At 36.7% G+C, this 19343-nt stretch carries 19 protein-coding genes; 15 read left to right on the top strand and 4 right to left on the bottom strand.

Going from position 1 to position 19343, the window contains the following annotated elements:
* Positions 1-814, bottom strand: an 814-nt coding sequence (locus M0Q20_RS08720; RefSeq protein WP_295060723.1) for a M1 family aminopeptidase, incomplete at its 3' end; no start/stop codon positions are given.
* 64 nt (positions 815-878) lie between these two features.
* Positions 879-1853 (bottom strand): calcium/sodium antiporter, encoded by a 975-nt coding sequence (locus M0Q20_RS08725; protein WP_295060725.1) that lies wholly within the window; start codon positions 1851-1853, stop codon positions 879-881.
* A gap of 230 nt (positions 1854-2083) precedes the next feature.
* Between M0Q20_RS08725 and M0Q20_RS08730 the strand changes: the two genes are divergently transcribed.
* The 6 genes from M0Q20_RS08730 to exbD are packed head-to-tail and all read left to right on the top strand — an operon-like array spanning position 2084 to position 6819.
* Entirely contained in the window at positions 2084-3442 is a 1359-nt protein-coding gene (locus M0Q20_RS08730) for a phosphomannomutase/phosphoglucomutase (RefSeq protein ID WP_295060726.1), read from the top strand.
* A 53-nt stretch (positions 3443-3495) separates the two neighbouring features.
* Positions 3496-4503: a dihydroorotase gene (gene pyrC / locus M0Q20_RS08735; RefSeq protein ID WP_295060727.1), complete on the top strand. Its 1008-nt coding sequence runs from the start codon at positions 3496-3498 to the stop codon at positions 4501-4503.
* Positions 4496-5149, top strand: coding sequence for a response regulator transcription factor (locus M0Q20_RS08740; RefSeq protein ID WP_295060729.1), 654 nt, complete (start codon positions 4496-4498; stop codon positions 5147-5149). The genes pyrC and M0Q20_RS08740 overlap by 8 nt, the downstream gene beginning before the upstream one ends.
* Positions 5139-5969, top strand: a complete 831-nt coding sequence (locus tag M0Q20_RS08745) for a HAMP domain-containing sensor histidine kinase (protein WP_295060730.1) — start codon at positions 5139-5141, stop codon at positions 5967-5969. Before M0Q20_RS08740 ends, M0Q20_RS08745 begins: the two co-directional genes overlap by 11 nt.
* On the top strand, positions 5969-6424 hold the full coding sequence (gene exbB, locus M0Q20_RS08750) for a TonB-system energizer ExbB (protein ID WP_295060731.1): 456 nt from the start codon (positions 5969-5971) through the stop codon (positions 6422-6424). The genes M0Q20_RS08745 and exbB overlap by 1 nt, the downstream gene beginning before the upstream one ends.
* The gene (gene exbD, locus M0Q20_RS08755; RefSeq protein ID WP_295060733.1) at positions 6424-6819 is read left to right on the top strand and encodes a TonB system transport protein ExbD; all 396 of its coding nucleotides are present in this window, start codon (positions 6424-6426) and stop codon (positions 6817-6819) included. Before exbB ends, exbD begins: the two co-directional genes overlap by 1 nt.
* Here the strand turns inward: exbD and M0Q20_RS08760 are convergent.
* On the bottom strand, positions 6816-7055 hold the full coding sequence (locus M0Q20_RS08760; protein WP_295060735.1) for a hypothetical protein: 240 nt from the start codon (positions 7053-7055) through the stop codon (positions 6816-6818). The two genes, exbD and M0Q20_RS08760, sit on opposite strands and share 4 nt — an antisense overlap.
* Before the next feature lie 123 nt (positions 7056-7178).
* On the opposite strand from M0Q20_RS08760, the gene tpx reads away from it, so the two are divergent.
* The 7 genes from tpx (at position 7179) to M0Q20_RS08795 (ending at position 15404) form a co-directional block, all read left to right on the top strand.
* Positions 7179-7688 carry a thiol peroxidase gene (tpx, locus tag M0Q20_RS08765; protein ID WP_295060737.1) on the top strand — a complete coding sequence of 170 codons (510 nt, stop codon included), beginning with the start codon at positions 7179-7181 and terminating at the stop codon, positions 7686-7688.
* Positions 7689-7806: 118 nt separating this feature from the next.
* Positions 7807-8733, top strand: a complete 927-nt coding sequence (locus M0Q20_RS08770) for a ribose-phosphate pyrophosphokinase (RefSeq protein WP_295060739.1) — start codon at positions 7807-7809, stop codon at positions 8731-8733.
* A 13-nt stretch (positions 8734-8746) separates the two neighbouring features.
* Positions 8747-10540, top strand: coding sequence for a translation elongation factor 4 (gene lepA, locus M0Q20_RS08775; protein WP_295060742.1), 1794 nt, complete (start codon positions 8747-8749; stop codon positions 10538-10540).
* Positions 10541-10549: 9 nt separating this feature from the next.
* A complete protein-coding gene (locus M0Q20_RS08780; RefSeq protein ID WP_295060743.1) occupies positions 10550-11125 on the top strand; it encodes a ComF family protein in 576 nt (191 codons plus the stop codon).
* A gap of 53 nt (positions 11126-11178) precedes the next feature.
* Entirely contained in the window at positions 11179-13059 is a 1881-nt protein-coding gene (locus M0Q20_RS08785) for a TonB-dependent receptor (protein ID WP_295060744.1), read from the top strand.
* A complete protein-coding gene (locus M0Q20_RS08790; protein WP_295060745.1) occupies positions 13060-13497 on the top strand; it encodes a hypothetical protein in 438 nt (145 codons plus the stop codon).
* On the top strand, positions 13491-15404 hold the full coding sequence (locus M0Q20_RS08795; RefSeq protein ID WP_295060746.1) for a bifunctional diguanylate cyclase/phosphodiesterase: 1914 nt from the start codon (positions 13491-13493) through the stop codon (positions 15402-15404). Before M0Q20_RS08790 ends, M0Q20_RS08795 begins: the two co-directional genes overlap by 7 nt.
* Here M0Q20_RS08795 and M0Q20_RS08800 read toward each other — a convergent pair.
* Positions 15401-17422, bottom strand: coding sequence for a hypothetical protein (locus M0Q20_RS08800; RefSeq protein ID WP_295060747.1), 2022 nt, complete (start codon positions 17420-17422; stop codon positions 15401-15403). The genes M0Q20_RS08795 and M0Q20_RS08800 overlap by 4 nt on opposite strands.
* 182 nt (positions 17423-17604) lie before the next feature.
* Between M0Q20_RS08800 and grpE the strand changes: the two genes are divergently transcribed.
* Positions 17605-18162 (top strand): nucleotide exchange factor GrpE, encoded by a 558-nt coding sequence (gene grpE / locus M0Q20_RS08805; protein ID WP_295060749.1) that lies wholly within the window; start codon positions 17605-17607, stop codon positions 18160-18162.
* A gap of 202 nt (positions 18163-18364) precedes the next feature.
* Positions 18365-19343, top strand: a 979-nt coding sequence (locus M0Q20_RS08810; protein WP_295060750.1) for an Hsp70 family protein, incomplete at its 3' end; no start/stop codon positions are given.

Below are 19343 nucleotides of genomic sequence, written 5' to 3' on the forward strand. Positions count from 1 at the left end.
AAATATTAAGCCCCTTATTCTCCATCGCTCCCATGTTAAAACTATCAACCGCTACAATGTTATAGAGTTCTAAATCATACTCTCGTCCATAAACCTCTTCATCCCACTTCATGGCATCTTTTAACGATTTCATGGCATGTTTGCATTTTGATTCATTGCCTCTGTCGGTATAGATGTACAGTCTTACATATTTACCGCTTTTTGTAACAAACTTATCCTGCACAACTCCCAAATCTCCCGCAACAAGTGCAAAAAGATATGAAGGTTTTGGATGCGGGTCAAACCAAGTAGCCCCATGTCTTCCATCATCTAGTCTAAAGTTCGACTCTCTGTTTCCGTTACTAAGCAAAAGAGGATAACGCTCTTTGTTTGCAACAATAGTTGTCTTAAAAACAGCCATAACATCAGGACGGTCAATGTAGGGAGTAATGCGTCTAAAGCCCTCAGGCTCGTTTTGCGTACAGAAGATGTTTCCGGACTTGTAAAGCCCTTCAAGCTCACTGTTTAACTGCGGATATATTTTGTTGATAATTATAAGCTTAAACTCATTGCCCACATCCAAGACTCTTAAGCTCTCTTCTTCTATGACATATCTGCTGTTATCTAGCTTTACGTCATTTAGATATATCTCAAAAAGCTCCAAATCTATTGTGTCAAGAACTATATCCTTGCACCCTTTGTCCACTTTTTCTACGTTCATCAAGTTTGTAACCTGCGTATGCTCTTCAAAAAGCTCAAACACCAAATCGCATGTTTTTATCTGAAACTGAGGCGCTTTATAATCTTTTAGGTAAATACTCTTTGCTTCGCTCATAATAATCTTCTTTTAATTTTTTTATAATGATAGCAAAGCAAGATTAAAAATAAAAAACACAACCTCAAGAGCTCATTACGCCAAAGACAAGATATAGATTGTACATTATGTAGGAAGTTAACAGAAAAATACCTTTTGCTCTACCGACTTTTCCCTTTTTGCCAAAACCATATGCCATTACGAAGAGTGCAATTGTAAGAGCTGTCATAGTTGCCCAGTCGCGGGTTAAAACCTGAGGGTCAAGATTGCTTATCGGCGTAATTACACCGGCAATTCCGACTACAGCTAAGAGATTAAACATGTTTGAACCAACAACATTGCCGATGGCGATGTCATGTTCTCCTTTTTTTGCTGCTATAACCGATGCGGCAAGCTCTGGCAAAGATGTGCCGATAGCTACTATTGTCAAACCTACTATCAGGTCGCTGATGCCAAGAGAGGTGGCAATATTTACAGCTCCCCACACTAAAATACGAGAGCTAAGAATAAGCAAAAGCAGACCGACAACCAGCCAAGTAATTGCCTTTGGGAGTGTCATTCCATCCGTCTGAAGCTCTTTTTCTATATCATCTTTAAGTGTATCTTTGCGAGTTTTTAAGGCAGAAAATATAGACCACCCAATCAAAGCAAAAAAACCGCCAAGAAGCAGCACGGCTTCCATATATGAAATCTCATTGTTTAAAAGTATCGCACCAAAAGCTAGCGTAATTAAAAGCAAAATAGGCATCTCTTTGCGAATAATATTTGAGTGCACCATTATTGGAGCTATCAGTGCGGTAACACCTAAAACAAGTCCTATATTTACAATATTTGAGCCAACGGCATTGCCAAGTGCAAGGTTAGGGTTGCCATCAAGAGCCGCCATTGCCGAGACAACCATCTCAGGTGCAGAAGTGCCAAACCCCACAATAACCATTCCAATGAGCAGTGAAGGCATACCGGCATGACGAGCAGTTGCAGCTGCCCCGTCAACAAACTTATCAGCACTCCAAACAAGCAGAACAAATCCGATTAATATAGACAAAGCCGCAATAAACATTACAACTCCTTGAAAATTTTTAGAATTATACTTCTTTTATTGCATTTTTCATTAACAAAAAAGTTGCATCTTATACTTTAATAGAGAGATAAAAGCTTATATCAAACTCATGTTAGAGATGATTATTTTTCTGTAGGCTTATATAGAGACTAATATTTATCACTATTTATTGCCAAATAAAAAGAGAGTTGTTGTAAAATACGTTTACAAAACCACATAAGGCATAAATAGTGAGCATCTACAGAGAGTATGACATCAGAGGGATTTACGAAAAAGAGTTAAATGAGCAGAGTGTTGTTCGCATAGGCTACGCTTTGGCTTCTAAGATAAAGGGTGAGTATGTGGCTGTGGGGTACGATGCTAGAAGCCACTCCCCTATTCTCTTTGAGTACCTTGTTTCTGGGCTTAATGCCGGCGGTAAAAAAGTTCTAGATATGGGGCTTGTTCCAACACCTGTCAACTACTTTACAAACTATCAAGAGTGGAGTGGCATCACTCCCTCTGCCTCTATTATGATTACCGGTTCTCACAATCCAAGCGAGTACAACGGATTTAAGATTACTGTAGATAAAACGCCATTTTTTGGCGAGCAGATTTATGCTCTAGGGCGTGAATGTGAAGCTATGGAGTTTCCTGTTAAGGTAAAAAGAGAAGTTACAAAGATAGATGCCGCTGCAAGATATATAAACTTTTTGGTAAATGAGTTTGCTCATCTAAAAGGTATGCCGACTCGCATCGTTTATGACTGCGGAAATGGCGTTGCAGGAGTAGTTACCGAAGATATTTTCAGAGCACTAAATCTAAACACCAAAGGCTTGTACGTTGAACCTGACGGTACTTTTCCAAATCATCACCCAGACCCATCTGATGAGCATAATTTAGAAGATGTAAAAAAACTACTAAAAACTGACGGAGACATTGCTTTTGCTTATGATGGAGACGCAGACCGCATAGCTGTTCTTACTCACAAAAATAACATAAAGGGCGACATGATGGCACTGCTCTTTGCTATGAAGATGGATAAGCCTATTGTTGTGGGAGAGGTAAAATGCTCGCAAGTGATGTATGATGAGCTAGAGCGCCGCGGCGCTACTGCAATCATGTACAAAACAGGTCACTCAAATATAAAAGTCAAGATGAAAGAGGTCGGTGCAGACCTTGCATGTGAAGTTAGCGGACATATATTTTTCAAAGATCGTTACTTTGGTTACGACGATGCAATCTACGCAACTCTTAGAATGTTAGAACTCATACATGACGGAATTGATTTAGATGCTGAGCTTGCAAAACTCCCGCAAGTTTTCTCAACCGAGGAGATAAAAGTTCACACAACAGAGAGCGAAAAGTTCAAGATTATAGACAGAGTAAAAGAGCTTCTTAAAAATCCTCCAAAAGATTTTCCAAAGATTAGAGATATTATTGATGTTGACGGCGTGCGAATAAACTTCCAAAATGGGTGGGGGCTTGTGCGTGCTAGCAACACAACTCCTGTTTTGGTAACTAGATTTGAATCAACAAAACTTGAAGATGCAAAGCTCTATGAAAAGGCAATTAATGAGCTAATTATAGAGGCTAAAAAACTGCTCTAATTGAATCTTTGTTATAATTCGACCAATTTTGCAGAAACTCTAAGGATAAAACCATGAAAACTCATACCCTTTTAATGCCTCTTGATATGCATTTGCACCTGCGTGACGCTGTCATGCTTGAGAATGTTGCTCCACTTAGTGCCTATAGCTTTAGCGGAGCTTTAATTATGCCAAATCTCATTCCACCTGTTGCAACGCTAGAAGATGTAAAGGCTTACAGACAACGCATAATCGCCGCAGTTCCAAACGACTATTTTGAACCTTACATGACACTTTTTTATAAAAATTACGACAAGAAATTTCTAGCTGATGTAAAAGACTATATTACGGCGATTAAACTCTATCCGGCAGGAATTACAACAAACTCTGAGGATGGCGTTAGCTCGTTTGATATAGAGGAGATGCGTGAGACCCTTGAAGCGATGAGCATTCTTGGAATCCCTCTTTGCGTACATGGCGAGAGTGACGGTTTTGTGATGGATAGAGAAGCGGAGTTTATGAGCATCTATGACCTTCTTGCGACTAATTTCCCAGACCTAAAAATTATAATGGAGCATATTACGACAAAAGAGGCTGTTTTGATGCTTGATAAACATAAAAATCTATATGCTACTATAACTGTTCATCATCTTCTTTTAACTCTTGATGACGTAGTTGGCGGGATGATGATGCCTCATAACTTCTGTAAGCCGATTGCAAAAAGACCAGAAGATTTGGACGCACTACTTAGCGTTGCTCTAGAGGCGCACCCTAAAGTTATGTTTGGCTCAGACTCGGCACCGCACTCAAAAGAGAAGAAAGAGTCTTCAGGGTGTGCGGCAGGAGTATTTAGCGCGCCGATTGCACTTCAGCTTCTATGTGAGATATTTGAGCAGTATGACAAACTTGATAATCTTCAAGCTTTTGTAAGTGATAATGCGCAAAATATATATGGGCTTTGTCCGGAATTCAAAGAGGTTATTTTAGAAAAACGACCTTTTGTTATACCTGAGAGTTACAACGGTGTTGTTCCTATGTATGCAGGTAAAGTTATAAACTGGGCAATTGAGAGCATTGAGTAAAATTTTACTGCTTGAAGATGATCTGCTTTTTGCAGATACTCTTATAGATTTTTTACAAGATGCCCACTATGACGTTGTGCATGTAACAAACGGTCAAAGTGCCATAGATATAACCTATCAGCAGAAGTTTGATCTCTATCTTCTAGATGTAAATGTGCCAATAATCGACGGCATGACGCTCTTAAAGGAGCTAAGAGAGTCAAACGACGATACTCCTGCTATATTTTTAACCTCCCATAAAGATAAAGAGATACTAAAAAAAGGTTTTTTAAGCGGCGCGGATGACTATATTACAAAACCTTTTGACGCGGATGAGCTGCTCTTGAGGATAAGTGCGCTTATGAAACGTACAAACATAGCTGTGAGTGAATCTTGCGGTATGCTATCTCATGATACTCTTCACAAGAGAATTTTATATAATAAGCAGGAGTTAGAACTCTCAAAAAAAGAGTATGAACTTCTACTGCTACTTATGAAACATATAAACAACACGGTGCCAAAAGAGATGATTTTAGATGAGCTTTGGAGCAGCAGTGAAGGCGGAAGTGATGGAGCAGTAAGGGTTTACATAGCGCGTATAAAACAGCTTGTTCCTGAGATGAATATTGAAAATGTCAGAGGTATAGGGTACAGGCTTGTTTCGTAATCTTCGTATCAATATTTTTATATACTATATGCTAACCGTAACTCTTCTTATGGCTATTTTATACTACTTTATCTCTGTTGTGGAAGTAGAAAATCTCTACCTGCTGCTCTTTATACTTCTGCTTCTAAGCATTTTTGCCGGAGCAATTATCTCAAAACTCTCTATTGATCCTCTCTTTGAGCATGTAAGCAACCTTCAAAACCTCTCAAAAGAGACTCTTCATGAGCTAAACCTCCCCATAAGCACGATTAAAACAAATATACATATGTTAAAAAAGAGTCTTGAGAGTGAAAAAGATTTAAAACGAGTTGAGAGAATTAAGAGTGCTTGTGAGATGCTACAGCAGCGATATAATGAACTTGACTACATGATAAAACTTCAAAGCTCAAATGTTGAAGATGAAAAATTTGACCTTAGCGAGCTTATACAAAATAGAGTTGAGTTTTTAAATCGCATTTACCCACACATAGAGTTTAAACTTCTCTTATCCTCCTCACAGATAAAGAGTGATAAAATAGGCTTATCCAAAGTAATTGACAATCTTATAGACAATGCTGTAAAATATTCACAAGATATTCACAAAATAGATATAGAATTGCAAAATCACACACTATCCATAAAAGATTACGGTTGTGGGATGGATGAAGTAGAACTTTTAAAAATTTTTGACGACTACTATCAAAGCAACAAAAATATGAAAGGGTTTGGCATAGGGCTTAGCATGGTAAAGAGATTCTGCGATGCAAACGCCATCTCTATGAGTTTCAAATCAAAACCAAATGTCGGAACAACAGTTATATTAAAATTTAAGGAAGATTAGTGGAACAAAATATTTTAGCATATGCAGAAACAGGACTTGATTATGGTGTCATTGGGCTTCTTATTCTTATGAGTATAGTAACGCTTTGGCTCTTTATTGAGCGCATGATGTTTTATGCGACTGTCGATATAGAAAAATATGATCACCGAGACACCCTTGAAATTGATTTAACCGACAACATAAGCATCATAAGCGCTATAGGCTCAAATGCTCCATATGTCGGGCTTCTTGGAACTGTTATAGGAATTATGCTTACGTTTTATACGATGGGTGATGTTGGAGCAATTGATGCAAAAAAGATAATGGTAGGACTTGCTCTTGCACTAAAGGCCACTGCAATGGGGCTAATAGTCGCTATGCCTGCTATTATTGCCTATACCATACTGCTTCGCAAGGTTGAGAAGATATTGACTATTTTTGATGTTGCACAAGATAAAGAGATAAGAAACAACTAATGGCAAAATGTAAAAAAATAAGAAAAAGATTTGATGATATAAATGTCATTCCCTTTATTGACATCATGCTTGTTCTTTTGGTCATGGTTTTAACGACGGCAACATTTGTAAATCAAGGCATAATCCCTATTGAGCTTCCTAGTGCTAAAGCATCCTCAAAAGAGGACGTAAAAAAAGAGGTTACGGTATATGTAAATGCGAAGGGCGAACTCTTTCTTGCAAAAGAGAAGGTTGACATAAAAACACTTGAAGAAAAACTATCTAAGCTCTCAAAGGATCAGACGGTAGTTCTTAGAAGCGATAAAGAGTCAAGATTTCAAGACTTTGTAACTGTTATGGATATACTAAAGCGTTTAAATCATGAGCAGCTCTATATTGTGACAAAAGAGAATTAATAAGCTCTATCTAGTAGCTTAAACCTTTCTGTTTTTGTCGCCTCTTCTTCTGCGCTCTGCTCTCTTTTATCAATCATCTTTGTGCTGTTTGTCTCAGCCTCAAATATCTTCTGCTCAACTACTGCCTCCTCATGAAAAAGAGATGTAGCTATAAAAAAAAGCACCATTATCACGACAATACTTGCATAAAAAAGAAGATAATTTTTGATATGCCCGCTCTCAAAAGGATTTTGCATTTACACTCTCATAATAGTTTTTATCTGTATCATATATAATAATTATACAAAAAAAACTACTCATAAAAGATAAATTACATAATTTTTATGATAATATAATTAAAAAAAATTTAAGGAATCTTTATGCAAACAACAATGTTTAAAGGAGCAGTAGTAAATTTAGAGGGCAATGCAGTTAGTGTAGGGGATAAAGCTCCTATCGCAACTGCTATTGGAACAGACTTAAATAGTGTAGAAATAGGCGGAGCAAAAGATAAAATACAGCTTCTAATTACCGTACCCTCTCTAGATACAGATACATGCGCGGCTGAGACTAGAAGATTTAACGAGGATGTAAATAGTCTTGATATTTGCGAAACAACGGTTGTCTCAATGGACTTGCCGTTTGCTTCTGAGCGTTTTTGTACTACAAGCGGTATTGAAAACCTCTCTGTTGCAAGCGATTACCTAGATAAAGAGGTAAGCAAAGCTTATGGTGTTTTAATGGCTGATAACAAGCTAAAAGGACTCAGTGCAAGAGCTGTTTTTGTGATAGATAGAAGCGGAACTATCGTATATAAAGAGATTGTAAAAGAGGTTACGGCAGAACCTAACTATGAAGCTGCTCTTGATGCCATCAAACAAGCTAGATAAAACTCTTAGATGCTAAAGTACTATTTAGCATCTAAGAGCACTCTTTAAAATTTTTCATTTTAACAACTTCTCAGCACTATTTTTGTATAATTTCGCTAAATTTTTCTAAAGGTATCTTATGCGCGGTTATAAAATTTTTGCAGGTTCTTCTAGTGTTCATTTTGCAAAAGAAGTTTGTCAAATCCTAGACGTTCCATTGGCTAAAGCTGATATAAAAAAATTTAGTGACGGCGAGATTTCAGTTCAAGTATCTGAGAGTGTTCGTGGTCGTGACGTATTTATTATCCAATCAACCGGCGCACCTTCAAACGACAATCTCATGGAACTTCTTATCATGACAGACGCTCTTCGCCGCTCATCAGCTTCAAGCATTACTGCTGTTGTTCCATACTACGGCTATGCTAGACAAGATCGCAAAGCTGCACCGCGTGTTCCGATTACCGCAAGATTAGTTGCTGATATGTATGAGGCTGCCGGCATAGATAGAGTTGTTACAATCGATTTACATGCCGGGCAAATTCAAGGCTTCTTTAGCATTCCGGTTGATAATCTTTACGGTTCTGTTACTTTTGAGAACTATATAAGAAGTAAAAACCTTAAAAATCCGGTTATAGCGTCTCCTGATATCGGTGGTGTTGCACGTGCTCGTTATTTTGCTTCAAGAATGGGTCTTGACATGGTAATAGTAGATAAGCGCCGTGAAAAAGCAAACGAGAGTGAAGTCATGAACATTATAGGAGATGTAGTCAAAAAAGATGTCATTATGATTGATGATATGGTTGATACTGCCGGAACTATGGTCAAAGCTGCAACTGCACTAAAAAACAGAGGTGCTACTTCCGTTATTGCTTGTGCTACTCATGCTGTCCTTAGCGGTAACGCTTATGACAATATACAAAATGGTGAACTAGACGAACTAATCATCACAAATACTTTAGAATCAAAACCGCATGAGAAGATTGTAGTACTTACTGTAGCACCGCTTTTTGCAGAAGTTATTCGTAGAGTCTATCATAACGAGAGCGTAAACTCGCTATTTGCATAATTAAGGGAAATCATTGAAAAACATTAGAAACTTCTCTATCATCGCTCATATTGACCATGGAAAGAGTACTTTAGCTGACCGCATTATCCAAGAGTGTGGAAGCGTAAGCGATAGAGAACTTGGCAAGCAGATGATGGATACTATGGACATTGAGCAAGAACGTGGCATTACCATAAAGGCTCAAAGTGTTAGACTTGACTACGTTAAAGACGGCGAGCACTATATACTAAACCTAATAGACACTCCCGGTCATGTTGATTTCTCTTATGAAGTTAGCAAATCGTTAGCTTCAAGCGACGGTGCTCTTCTTATCGTAGATGCGGCTCAAGGTGTTGAAGCTCAAACTATCGCAAATGTTTACTTGGCATTTGATAACGACCTAGAACTTATACCTGTCATAAATAAAATAGACCTTCCTGCAGCCGACCCTGTTAAAGTAGCTGAGGAGATTGAGACAAGTATCGGTATAGATGCGACTGATGCCGTCTTGGTATCTGCAAAAACCGGCGTAGGGATTCGTGAACTAATAGACGCTATAGTTGATAGAGTGCCTGCTCCTACCGGAGACCCGCAAGCTACTACTAAAGCTATAATTTATGACTCTTGGTTTGATCAATATTTAGGCGCACTTGCTCTTGTTCGTGTATTTGACGGTGAGATAAAAAAAGGGCAACGTATTAAACTTATGAGCAATGGTGAGGAGCACCAAGTCCTTGACTTAATGTACCCTCATCCACTCAAAAAGATAAAGACTACTTCTGTAAAAAGCGGAGAGATAGGAGTTGTTGTCTTAGGTCTAAAAGAAGTTTCTGTTGTTAGCGTCGGTGACACTATTACAGATGCGGCAAATCCTGCACTAGAGCCTGTAGGAGATTATGAACCTGCTAAGCCGTTTGTATTTGCCGGTCTCTACCCAATTGATACCGACAAATTTGAAGAGCTTCGTGATGCATTGAACAAACTAAGACTAAATGACTCCTCCCTCTCATTTGAGCCGGAGACATCTATTGCCCTTGGATTTGGGTTTCGTGTAGGTTTTCTTGGTATGCTTCATATGGAAGTTATCAAAGAGAGGCTTGAGCGTGAGTTTGATCTCGATCTAATAGCTACCGCACCCTCTGTTGTCTATAACGTCTACCTTACAGACGAAACTATGGTAGAGGTGCAAAACCCCTCAGAACTTCCAGAAATTCAAAAAATAGATAAAATTGAAGAGCCTTACGTAAAAGCTACTGTTATCACACCTAGCCAATACCTTGGTAACATCATGAACCTCTTAGTCTCAAAACGCGGTATCCAAGATAAGATGACATACCTAAACGAAGATAGAGTAATGCTTGAGTATTCACTCCCTATGAATGAGATAATTGTTGATTTTTACGATACTCTAAAATCTATCTCAAAAGGTTATGCATCGTTTGATTATGAACCTACTGAATTCAAGGAGGGTGATTTAGTCAAACTAGATGTAAAAGTTGCAGGCGAAGTTGTTGATGCACTCAGCATAATCGTACCTCGTACATCTGCTCTGTCTAGAGGCCGTACTCTAGTAAAAAATATGAAAGAGCTTATTCCAAGGCAGCTTTTTGAAGTAGCAGTTCAAGCATCACTCGGAAATCAAGTTATTGCCCGTGAGACCGTCAAGAGTATGGGTAAAAATGTTACTGCTAAATGTTACGGTGGAGACATTACCCGTAAAAGAAAACTGCTTGAAAAACAAAAAGCAGGTAAAAAACGTATGAAGTCCATTGGAAAAGTACAGCTTCCTCAAGAGGCATTTATGTCTGTACTAAAGATGGATAAATAAAGCAAAAGCATGAGATGTCTTATGTGTGAGAACCCCTCTCTCGCACATATCTGCAAAAAGTGCCAAAAAAGTTTTTTAACCCCCTCTATCTACAAACGAAAAATAGTAGGCAACATTGATGTAATTTCCTTCTACAAATATAGTGATATAAAAGAGCTTCTTTTTACTAAGCATACTGATTTAGGCTACTACATCTACTCTATACTCGCAAAAAACTCTTTTAAAAAATTTGCCTCTGAGTTCAACTATCCACACACCATAGCCTCAATTGCGGTGGATGATCACTCTAGAGATGGATACTCACACACGGCAGTTCTAAACAGAGCACTAAAGAGCAGCTCTATAAATCCTCTTTTTAACAAGCTAAGAGCAAAAAACAGGGTCTCTTACTCAGGTAAAAGCAAAGAGTTTAGAGTGCTAAATCCAAGAGATTTTGAGATTAAAAATTTTAATGAAAAAAATCTTATTTTAATAGATGATATTGTTACTACTAGTTTGACTTTAACTCAGGCCATCAAAACTATACAAAAAAACACAAAAAAAGTCCTTTTTTGTTTAGCGCTTGCAGATGCAAGTAAAAACTAAGCATTTATTAAATATACTCTTACATCATTATTTATTATATTTAAGGTCTGTTTATGCGTTTTTTTACGCCTCTTTTATTACTCTTTACTCTTGGTTTTTGTGATGAAACTTCGCTTGATTCACTTCTAAAAGAGTATAAAAGCGTGGAACAGCCTTACCATCATACAAAAAAAGAGAGTGCCGGTCATATAAGAGTCATAACACGCTCAGAACTTGATAAAATGCAGGCTTACACGCTAAACGATGTTTTAAAAACTTTAAGATTTTTTACACTCCAACCAAGAAAAAACGGAATGACTACACTTGTTAGAAGCGGTGAGACACAGATGTCCTCTCTTCCTGCAAAAATTTATATAAACTCTCATGAACTAAACTCCGCAACACTTGGAAATGCATTGGTACAGTATGGAAGAATGGGTCTATACTTTATCGACTATATAGAGATTTATCAAGCAGGGAACTCTGTAGTATTTGGCAACGAACCCGGAACTCTGCTTATAAAACTCTTTACTAAAGACCCCTCTCGTGAAAACGGCACATCTATTCAAGCCTCTGTTGATTCACTCTCTAGCATAACACTGCAGGGAGTCGATGCAAGAGTTTTTGATGAGTACTCATATTTGGCAAATATTGATTTAAAACAAAATAACTACGAAAACTATACTACAAATAACTCAGAGCTCTCAAGAGATGGAGAGAGAGGTCAATTTTATCTTAAATTTTCAAAAGAAGATGACTACGATATTGAAGTAGGCGCAACTAAAGAGAAGTACGATATCTTTAGCGGGTTAGGCACAGCTACTCTTGATGGACATACACAAACTAGCGATATATATGCGCACATTACCAAATATTTTAAGAACAATCTAAAAGTAATGCTTACCGCATCTTATGAGAAGTTTGAACTTTACGACAAGGATGAGGTAGGCATACCTATCTCAGGGGTTTCTGCCCCTTTTCCAAAGCAACTTGACACCCAAATATCTACTCAAATCTATAGCGCAATTATTGAAAAAAGGTTTATAAACGAAAATAACGAACTCTTTTTAGGAGCACAACATAAACACCAAAAATTCGGTATTGACGAATATAAGATAGATGGTGCCGATTATGCAAGAGATTGGGGTCCAAAACATTTAGATATATATATGTTTTTTGCCGAGAACCTATATAACATAAATGAGAATCATCTAATATCGCTTAGTGCAAAAATAGACTTCTATGAAAACAGCCTAAACAACTCATCTACCGAGCATATATTTAGAGCGGGCTATGTGGCACTTCTTGATGAGAAGTGGACGTTTAAGCTTTTTGCTATGCAGAGTTATATGTATCCGACATTTCTACAAACAACTTATTCGCCAAACTATAAAATTAATCCGGACTTAAGAAGTGCAGAGTCCATAACAACGACTGCAGAACTCATTTATAACACACTCCAAGATACTATTTTTGGAGTTGGAGTTGGTAGAAGTACAACAGATGATGCAATAATCTTTGATATGAATGAGACAAACCCCTCAGAGAGTATCTACGTAAACAGCACTAAAGAGAACAGTTTTGAGTTTGTTTTTGCAAACATGGAGCATAATTTCAATATAGATAACAAGCTCAAAATTGAGATTTATAGGCAGTTTAGAGATAATTACTATAGTCCTAAACAAGGAGCTTCCATCCAGCTTTTTAACACTTTTGGCAAGTTTGATATATATAATGAACTTCTTTATCACTCAAAATATACAAGCCTAGGCGATGTAGATATAAAAGAGGGATTTGACTACTCGCTTGGAGTGATATATAAGCTAAATAGGAGATTAGATTTAAAACTAAAGGCGGAGAATATATTTGACAGAGCGTCTGAGACTCCAATAGGAGACATTCAGGCTTCGGCAATAGACAGAAGAGTTCTGCTTACTATGGAGTACACTTTTTAAATGAAAGCATCTATCCTCCTGCTTATTCTTGTTATTACCCTATTTGCAAGAGAGGATAGGGTTGATATTAAGGCGCAAATTTTAGAAAAAATATTTTCAAATATTCATGTTGATAGCGGTGTAACACTCTGGTGCGACAACAAACATCTGCTAGAAGAGCTTAAAAAAAGCAGCTATCTAATAATAACAGATGAGTGTGCGGTAGCAACTATAATTGTAGTGGAGAGTAGAGAGAGTATAGAAAATGATGAAAATTGTAAAAATAAGCCTATTTTTGTGCTCAACTATGAGTTGCTAAAAAATATTCCAGAGAGCTTTGGTGCATTTTTTTGGAAAAAGGGCAGACCAAATATAGTAATTATAGAGTCTCGTGCACTTTTTCAAAACATTAGGCTCTCCAAAGAGCTAGAGAGTTATAAAGAGGAAAAAGTATGGTAAAAAAAAAAGAGTTTGGAATATTTTTTCTGCTCTTTATGCTTGCCCTCTTTTTTGTATATATATATACAGATATAACAAAAGCAAAAGAGGATATATTTGAGCGGATTCAAAATCATCAGATAGAGCAGATTTCATATATTTTACAAAACATAGAAAAAGATATACTAGAGACCACAGAGATTGTAACTGTTGATGATATGTTTTCTATGTTTAAAAAAGAGCATGTAAGAGCTGAATATGAACACATAATCTCTTTAATGCTAACTTCAAATGTAAAATATGTATATATTTTATATAAAGATGAGCAAAGCAGATTTAGATTTCTTCTTGACGCATCCAAAACGGACAAGGCAAATTTTAATCAAAAGTTCGATGTAAACTCACCAGAGTATGATACCGTTTTTACAACAAAAAAACCTCAAGTAATCCAGCAGAGTGATATTGAAAATCTATATTTGACATATCTCTACCCAATAATAAGCAATGGAAATGTTATAGCAATATTTAACATTGATATAACAACAAATATTCAAAAAATTATATTAGAGTCCATTAAGCCACTAGAGACATTTTTTGTAGTGTTAATTATCTTTGTTCTTCTGCTCATGGTTATGACTATCATGCAGATATTTCACTACTTTGTCACTAGAAAAAAGATATTTACCGATCAGCTAACAAATACATTTAATAGAAACTATCTTGAGGAGACTCTGCCGCTTCTAAATCTCTCCAACTACTCATTGGCAATGCTTGATCTTGATAAATTTAAAATAATAAACGACACCTACGGACATAAGACAGGTGATTACGTCTTATCGCAGGCAAGCAAGATATTTAAAGAATCAATCAGAGATAGTGATATACTAGTTAGGTATGGTGGAGAGGAGTTTTTACTTCTTATAAACAACCGTAATAAAGCAAAATCAGCTCTAGATACATGTGAGAGATTGAGAAAAAATATAAGCAAAGAGCGTTTTATTTATGATGATCATGAAATTAGAGTAAGTGTATCAATCGGTCTGCATATGTATCCATATCTGGAGAAGAATATCCAAGAAGCTATAAAGATAGCCGACAAAATGCTCTATGTTGCTAAAAAAGGCGGAAGAGACAGAGTTGAATGCTATGATGAAAAAGAGAGTGCAGAAAAATTATCCTCCTCCGGAGATATTAGCTTTGTAAAGGAGGCTATTGATGAAGAGAGAGTCATATGCCATTATCAGCCGATTTACGACTATAAACACAGCAGAGTATTTAAATACGAAGCCTTAGTCAGAATTGTTACAAAGGAGGGCTTGATAGTTCCTCCGTTTGCTTTTTTACCGCAGATAAAAGAGACAAATATGCACTATAAACTAACTCAGAGAATCCTACTTACTGTGTTTGAGACGTTTAAAAACAACAGCAAGCTTGTAAGTATAAATATGAACTTTTCAGATCTTATAAATTCTGATATTGAAGAGACTATCATTAAAAATCTACAAGATAACCCACACCTTGCATCACGAGTAACGTTTGAGATACTTGAGAGTGATGAGATTAACGATATAGAGCTCTTTAAGCAAAAGATAAATCTTATACATTCACTTAAAGCAAAAGTCTCTATTGATGATTTTGGAAGTGGTTACTCAAACTTTAAAACCATTATAGATATTGAAGCAAACTTCCTTAAAATAGATGGTTCTCTTGTTAAAAACATTGATGTAAGCGCTAAAGACTTTAAAGTTGTAAAAAGTATCATACACTTTGCAAAACAGAGTAACATGCAGACAATCGCAGAGCATGTACACTCAAGGGATATTTACGAGAAGTTGCTTCTGCTTGATATAGACTTTATGCAAGGCTACTATATATCAGAGCCAAAAGAGACTCTTGTTGGAGAGGAGGAGCTTTTTCAAGCTCTTTAGAAAAACTTTTTAAAGAGCTTATTTACCTCTTTTTTAATAACCTCATCCACCTTCTCCTCAATGGCTTTGCCTGCCTCGGACTTCATTAATTTCTCTAAATCAATAGTTACACTCGGAGCGCTTATCTCCCCTTTTAACTTCGCACTTATTACATTTTTCTTTGCACTAAGCGTTATATCGGTATCTATATGTTTTGTTTTTGTATTTAACTTTGTTGAGTCTGTCTTAATTGAGGCCTCTTTTGAGCGAAGATCCACAGAAGCCAAAATATCCTCTTCATCTATTTTTGCCTCTATATCACCGTTAAAATTCTCTCTATACATATCAAATTTTGTATATTGTTTAAGAAGGTCAAACATCTGATTTTTTGCAAAAACGGCATCAGATATTTTAGCATTAGCAACACCTTTGCTTTTTGCTAGATTATATTTAACTTTTGCATCTATTGTGGCATCTACTATTTCCGGATATATAAGCATATGAAGCAGTTTAGTTGTCTTAAGAGAGCTTAGATTTGCATAAAAATCATCATTGTGAAGCTTTGCTTCAACTTTTCCATCAGCTACATTTGAGTACATCGTAAAATCCAAATCCTCTGCCTTTGAGATATCTCCATTTGCTATGAGTTGACCTCTCAAGTGCTGGTTTGTGATAAAAAAGAGGCTATCTAAGTTCGGTATGACAACCCTGTAATCACTCTTAAGTGAAGCATCTTTGATGTTGAAGTTTGCGCTTTTTATATCAATATTTGCTATATTGGAATTAAAATCGACCTTTGTATCGGCAATATTGCCGCTTAAAACAGTTGTTGTTATAGCGTTAAATGTAGTTTTTGGCATAAGAGATGAAAACTCATATGTCTTACTTAGATATTTTGAGTTAAAAATACCATTAGTTAATGTTGTTACGATTTTTCCACTCAAACTCTTGCTTCTTGCATCACTTATATCTGCTTGCATAGAAAAAAGTCCATCTGTATAGTGCGGTTGCTTTACCATATAGAGTAGTTTTGCAATATCAAGATTCACAACTTTGGCTTTTACTGATGATGGGACAAACTCTTTTAATATGGCTTGAAATGTAGTATCAGATGAAGCCAAGTCGCTAACTCCATCTATAACCATCTTCTCTTTTGTACCCTTTACGCTTCCGTTTACTCTAAACTCACCTCTAACATCGGCATCTGTTATAGGCTTTAATACTTCTAAATCCTCAATATTAAGCGAGTATTTCAACTCCGCTTGAAGCGGCTCTGGAACTACTTTTCCCGAGGAGTTGATTTTAAAGAGATTTGAAAGCAGCTCATACTTATAATTAACATCATCGCCCCTTAGGTTTGCATCAAGGTTCATAGAAAAAGAGGTCTGCGGGATAGTTACGTTAAAATCGCTTAACATATATTTTGGATCAATTTTGCCGTTTTTGGTTTTTAAAATAATCTCTCCATCCATCTTATGCGGCGTTATATCTCTAAAGTTTATATCCATATCTATATCTGCTGTTGCATAAGGATTTTGAGCACCCATATAGAGAAGCACGGCTAGTTTTGCATCTTTTATATTTGCAATAATAGATGTCGGGTTTAGCTCTTTTAGCTCTACATTATATGAAGTATCGCTACCCCCAACACTACTCTTGCCCACAATCTTCATAAAATCAATATCTCCCTTTACATTTCCGTTTGTATAAAATGCTCCTCTTAGCTCACTATTTGTCAAAGGTTTTAATGTTTGCAGGTTTTGAAGATTAACGTCATAAAAGATATTAAAAGTTTGTGAAAATAGAGCGTAATCCCCTTTTGCTTTTATAATGTTTTTATCCTTTATCTCTAAGACTATCTCAAAATCACTCATGCTAAGGCGAAATACAGAGAGCTTACTCTCTAGTTTTGTCTGCTCCGTAATCTTTTGCTCTATAATTGGCTTTAACACTCCATTACCAAATGATGTAAAAGCTACTACATATACGATAATTACCAATGTTACTAAAATGCCTATTAACCAAGCTAAATACTTCATTATCTCTCCAATCTAATATATATATTAGAATAATACAACAGAAACTACTCTTTTGGCAACTCTCATAGTTGATAATGATAGACTCAAGTTTATTAAATTAAATAATTTAACTTTTACTTGACATTATTACGCTCAATATGTATAATAGTGTAATCTTTTAGAAAAGGAGTAACTTAACAACTATGTCAAAAGAAAATAATGAAGAGATTCAAGAAGAGACTCTTGAAGACACTCAGCTAGATGAACTAGCTCAAGAAGCAGCTGCTGAGGCAGAGGCAGTTGAGAACGAATTTGATCTCTTGCAAGAGGAGTTAGCATCTCTCAAAGATAAGTATGCTCGCGTTCATGCTGATTTTGATAATATCAAAAAAAGACTCGAAAGAGAGAAATATACGGCAGTTGAGTATTCTAATGAAAAATTTGCAAAAGATATGATTCCCGTTATGGATTCACTTCAAATGGCACTCTCTTCTACGGCAAGCGTGGCAGATCCGCAGGAGCATTTTGAAAAATTAAAAGAGGGTATTGAGCTAACACTCAAACAGCTTACAACCTCTTTAGAAAAACATGGAGTGACAATGGTCTCCCATGATGAACCATTTGATCCAAATATCCACAATGCTGTTCAAAGCGTGGATAGTGATACGGTAGAGAGCGGTCAGATAGTTCAGACTTTTCAAACCGGTTATAGATATAAAGAGAGACCGCTTCGTGAAGCGATGGTAGTCGTGGCGAATTAACCTTTGCTTATGCTACTTAAGTAGCATACAAAAAAAGAGTATCACGATATAATATCGTCGTCTTTAACAATTTTTTAAGATTCTGACACGAAAGTGTCAAGCTTCAGTGCCATAGCGGTTTATCCTCTTTGGTCGAGGGCTAGCGAAAGCAAAAGGGACGTGTTCCTTTTGCGACAAATTAGATAAATAAAGGAAAAAAATTATGAGTAAAGTAATAGGTATAGATTTAGGAACAACAAATTCATGTGTAGCAGTTTATGAGGGCGGTGAGGCAAAAATCATCCCAAACAAAGAGGGTAAAAACACAACTCCTTCAGTTGTTGCATTTACAGACAAAGGTGAGGTTTTAGTAGGAGATCCTGCTAAACGTCAAGCGATTACAAACCCTAACAAGACAATTAGTTCAATCAAAAGAATTATGGGTCTTATGATGAGTGAAGAGAATGCAAAAGCAGCTCATGATAAGGTAACTTACAATATCGTAGATAAAGATGGAATGGCAGCTGTTGATGTTGCGGGTAAAATTTACACTCCGCAAGAGATTTCAGCTAAAGTTTTAAGTAAATTAAAAGAGGATGCGGAAGCGTATATCGGCTCAACTGTAACTGACGCTGTTATTACCGTTCCGGCTTACTTTAATGATTCACAAAGAAAAGCGACAAAAGATGCAGGAACAATTGCCGGTCTTAATGTACTTCGTATTATCAACGAGCCGACTGCATCTGCACTTGCATACGGATTAGACAGCAAAGCAGAAGAGAACGTGCTTGTTTACGACTTAGGGGGCGGAACGTTTGATGTTACCGTATTAGAGATAAGCGACGGTACTTTTGAGGTTCTCTCAACTGATGGAAACGCATTTTTAGGTGGAGATGATTTTGATAATAAAATAGTTGATTACCTAAATAGCGAGTTTAAAAATACGCATGGAATTGATCTTAAAAATGACAAAATGGCTCTTCAACGTCTTAAAGATGCAGCTGAGAATGCTAAAAAAGAGCTCTCTAGCTCAACTGAGACTGAGATTAACCTACCGTTTATCACAATGACGGAAGCGGGACCTCAACACCTTGTAGTAAAACTTACTCGTGCGAAATTTGAGAGCATGATAGAGGGTCTTGTTGAGGAGACAATCAGTCACATCAAGACAGCTATGAAGGAGTCTGGCTTAGATAACAATG

Origin of the sequence: Sulfurimonas sp. (genome assembly GCF_023229025.1) — a bacterium.
Classification (GTDB): Bacteria; Campylobacterota; Campylobacteria; order Campylobacterales; family Sulfurimonadaceae; genus Sulfurimonas.

Bases quoted from the DNA above. Each gene is read 5' to 3' on its own strand.
- M0Q20_RS08725 (WP_295060725.1), bottom strand. From the start codon at position 1,853: ATGTTTATTGCGGCTTTGTCTATATTAATCGGATTTGTTCTGCTTGTT.
- pyrC (WP_295060727.1), top strand. From the start codon at position 3,496: ATGAAAACTCATACCCTTTTAATGCCTCTTGATATGCATTTGCACCTG.
- exbD (WP_295060733.1), top strand. From the start codon at position 6,424: ATGGCAAAATGTAAAAAAATAAGAAAAAGATTTGATGATATAAATGTC.
- M0Q20_RS08760 (WP_295060735.1), bottom strand. From the start codon at position 7,055: ATGCAAAATCCTTTTGAGAGCGGGCATATCAAAAATTATCTTCTTTTT.
- tpx (WP_295060737.1), top strand. From the start codon at position 7,179: ATGCAAACAACAATGTTTAAAGGAGCAGTAGTAAATTTAGAGGGCAAT.
- M0Q20_RS08770 (WP_295060739.1), top strand. From the start codon at position 7,807: ATGCGCGGTTATAAAATTTTTGCAGGTTCTTCTAGTGTTCATTTTGCA.
- M0Q20_RS08780 (WP_295060743.1), top strand. From the start codon at position 10,550: ATGAGATGTCTTATGTGTGAGAACCCCTCTCTCGCACATATCTGCAAA.
- M0Q20_RS08785 (WP_295060744.1), top strand. From the start codon at position 11,179: ATGCGTTTTTTTACGCCTCTTTTATTACTCTTTACTCTTGGTTTTTGT.
- M0Q20_RS08790 (WP_295060745.1), top strand. From the start codon at position 13,060: ATGAAAGCATCTATCCTCCTGCTTATTCTTGTTATTACCCTATTTGCA.
- M0Q20_RS08795 (WP_295060746.1), top strand. From the start codon at position 13,491: ATGGTAAAAAAAAAAGAGTTTGGAATATTTTTTCTGCTCTTTATGCTT.
- M0Q20_RS08800 (WP_295060747.1), bottom strand. From the start codon at position 17,422: ATGAAGTATTTAGCTTGGTTAATAGGCATTTTAGTAACATTGGTAATT.
- grpE (WP_295060749.1), top strand. From the start codon at position 17,605: ATGTCAAAAGAAAATAATGAAGAGATTCAAGAAGAGACTCTTGAAGAC.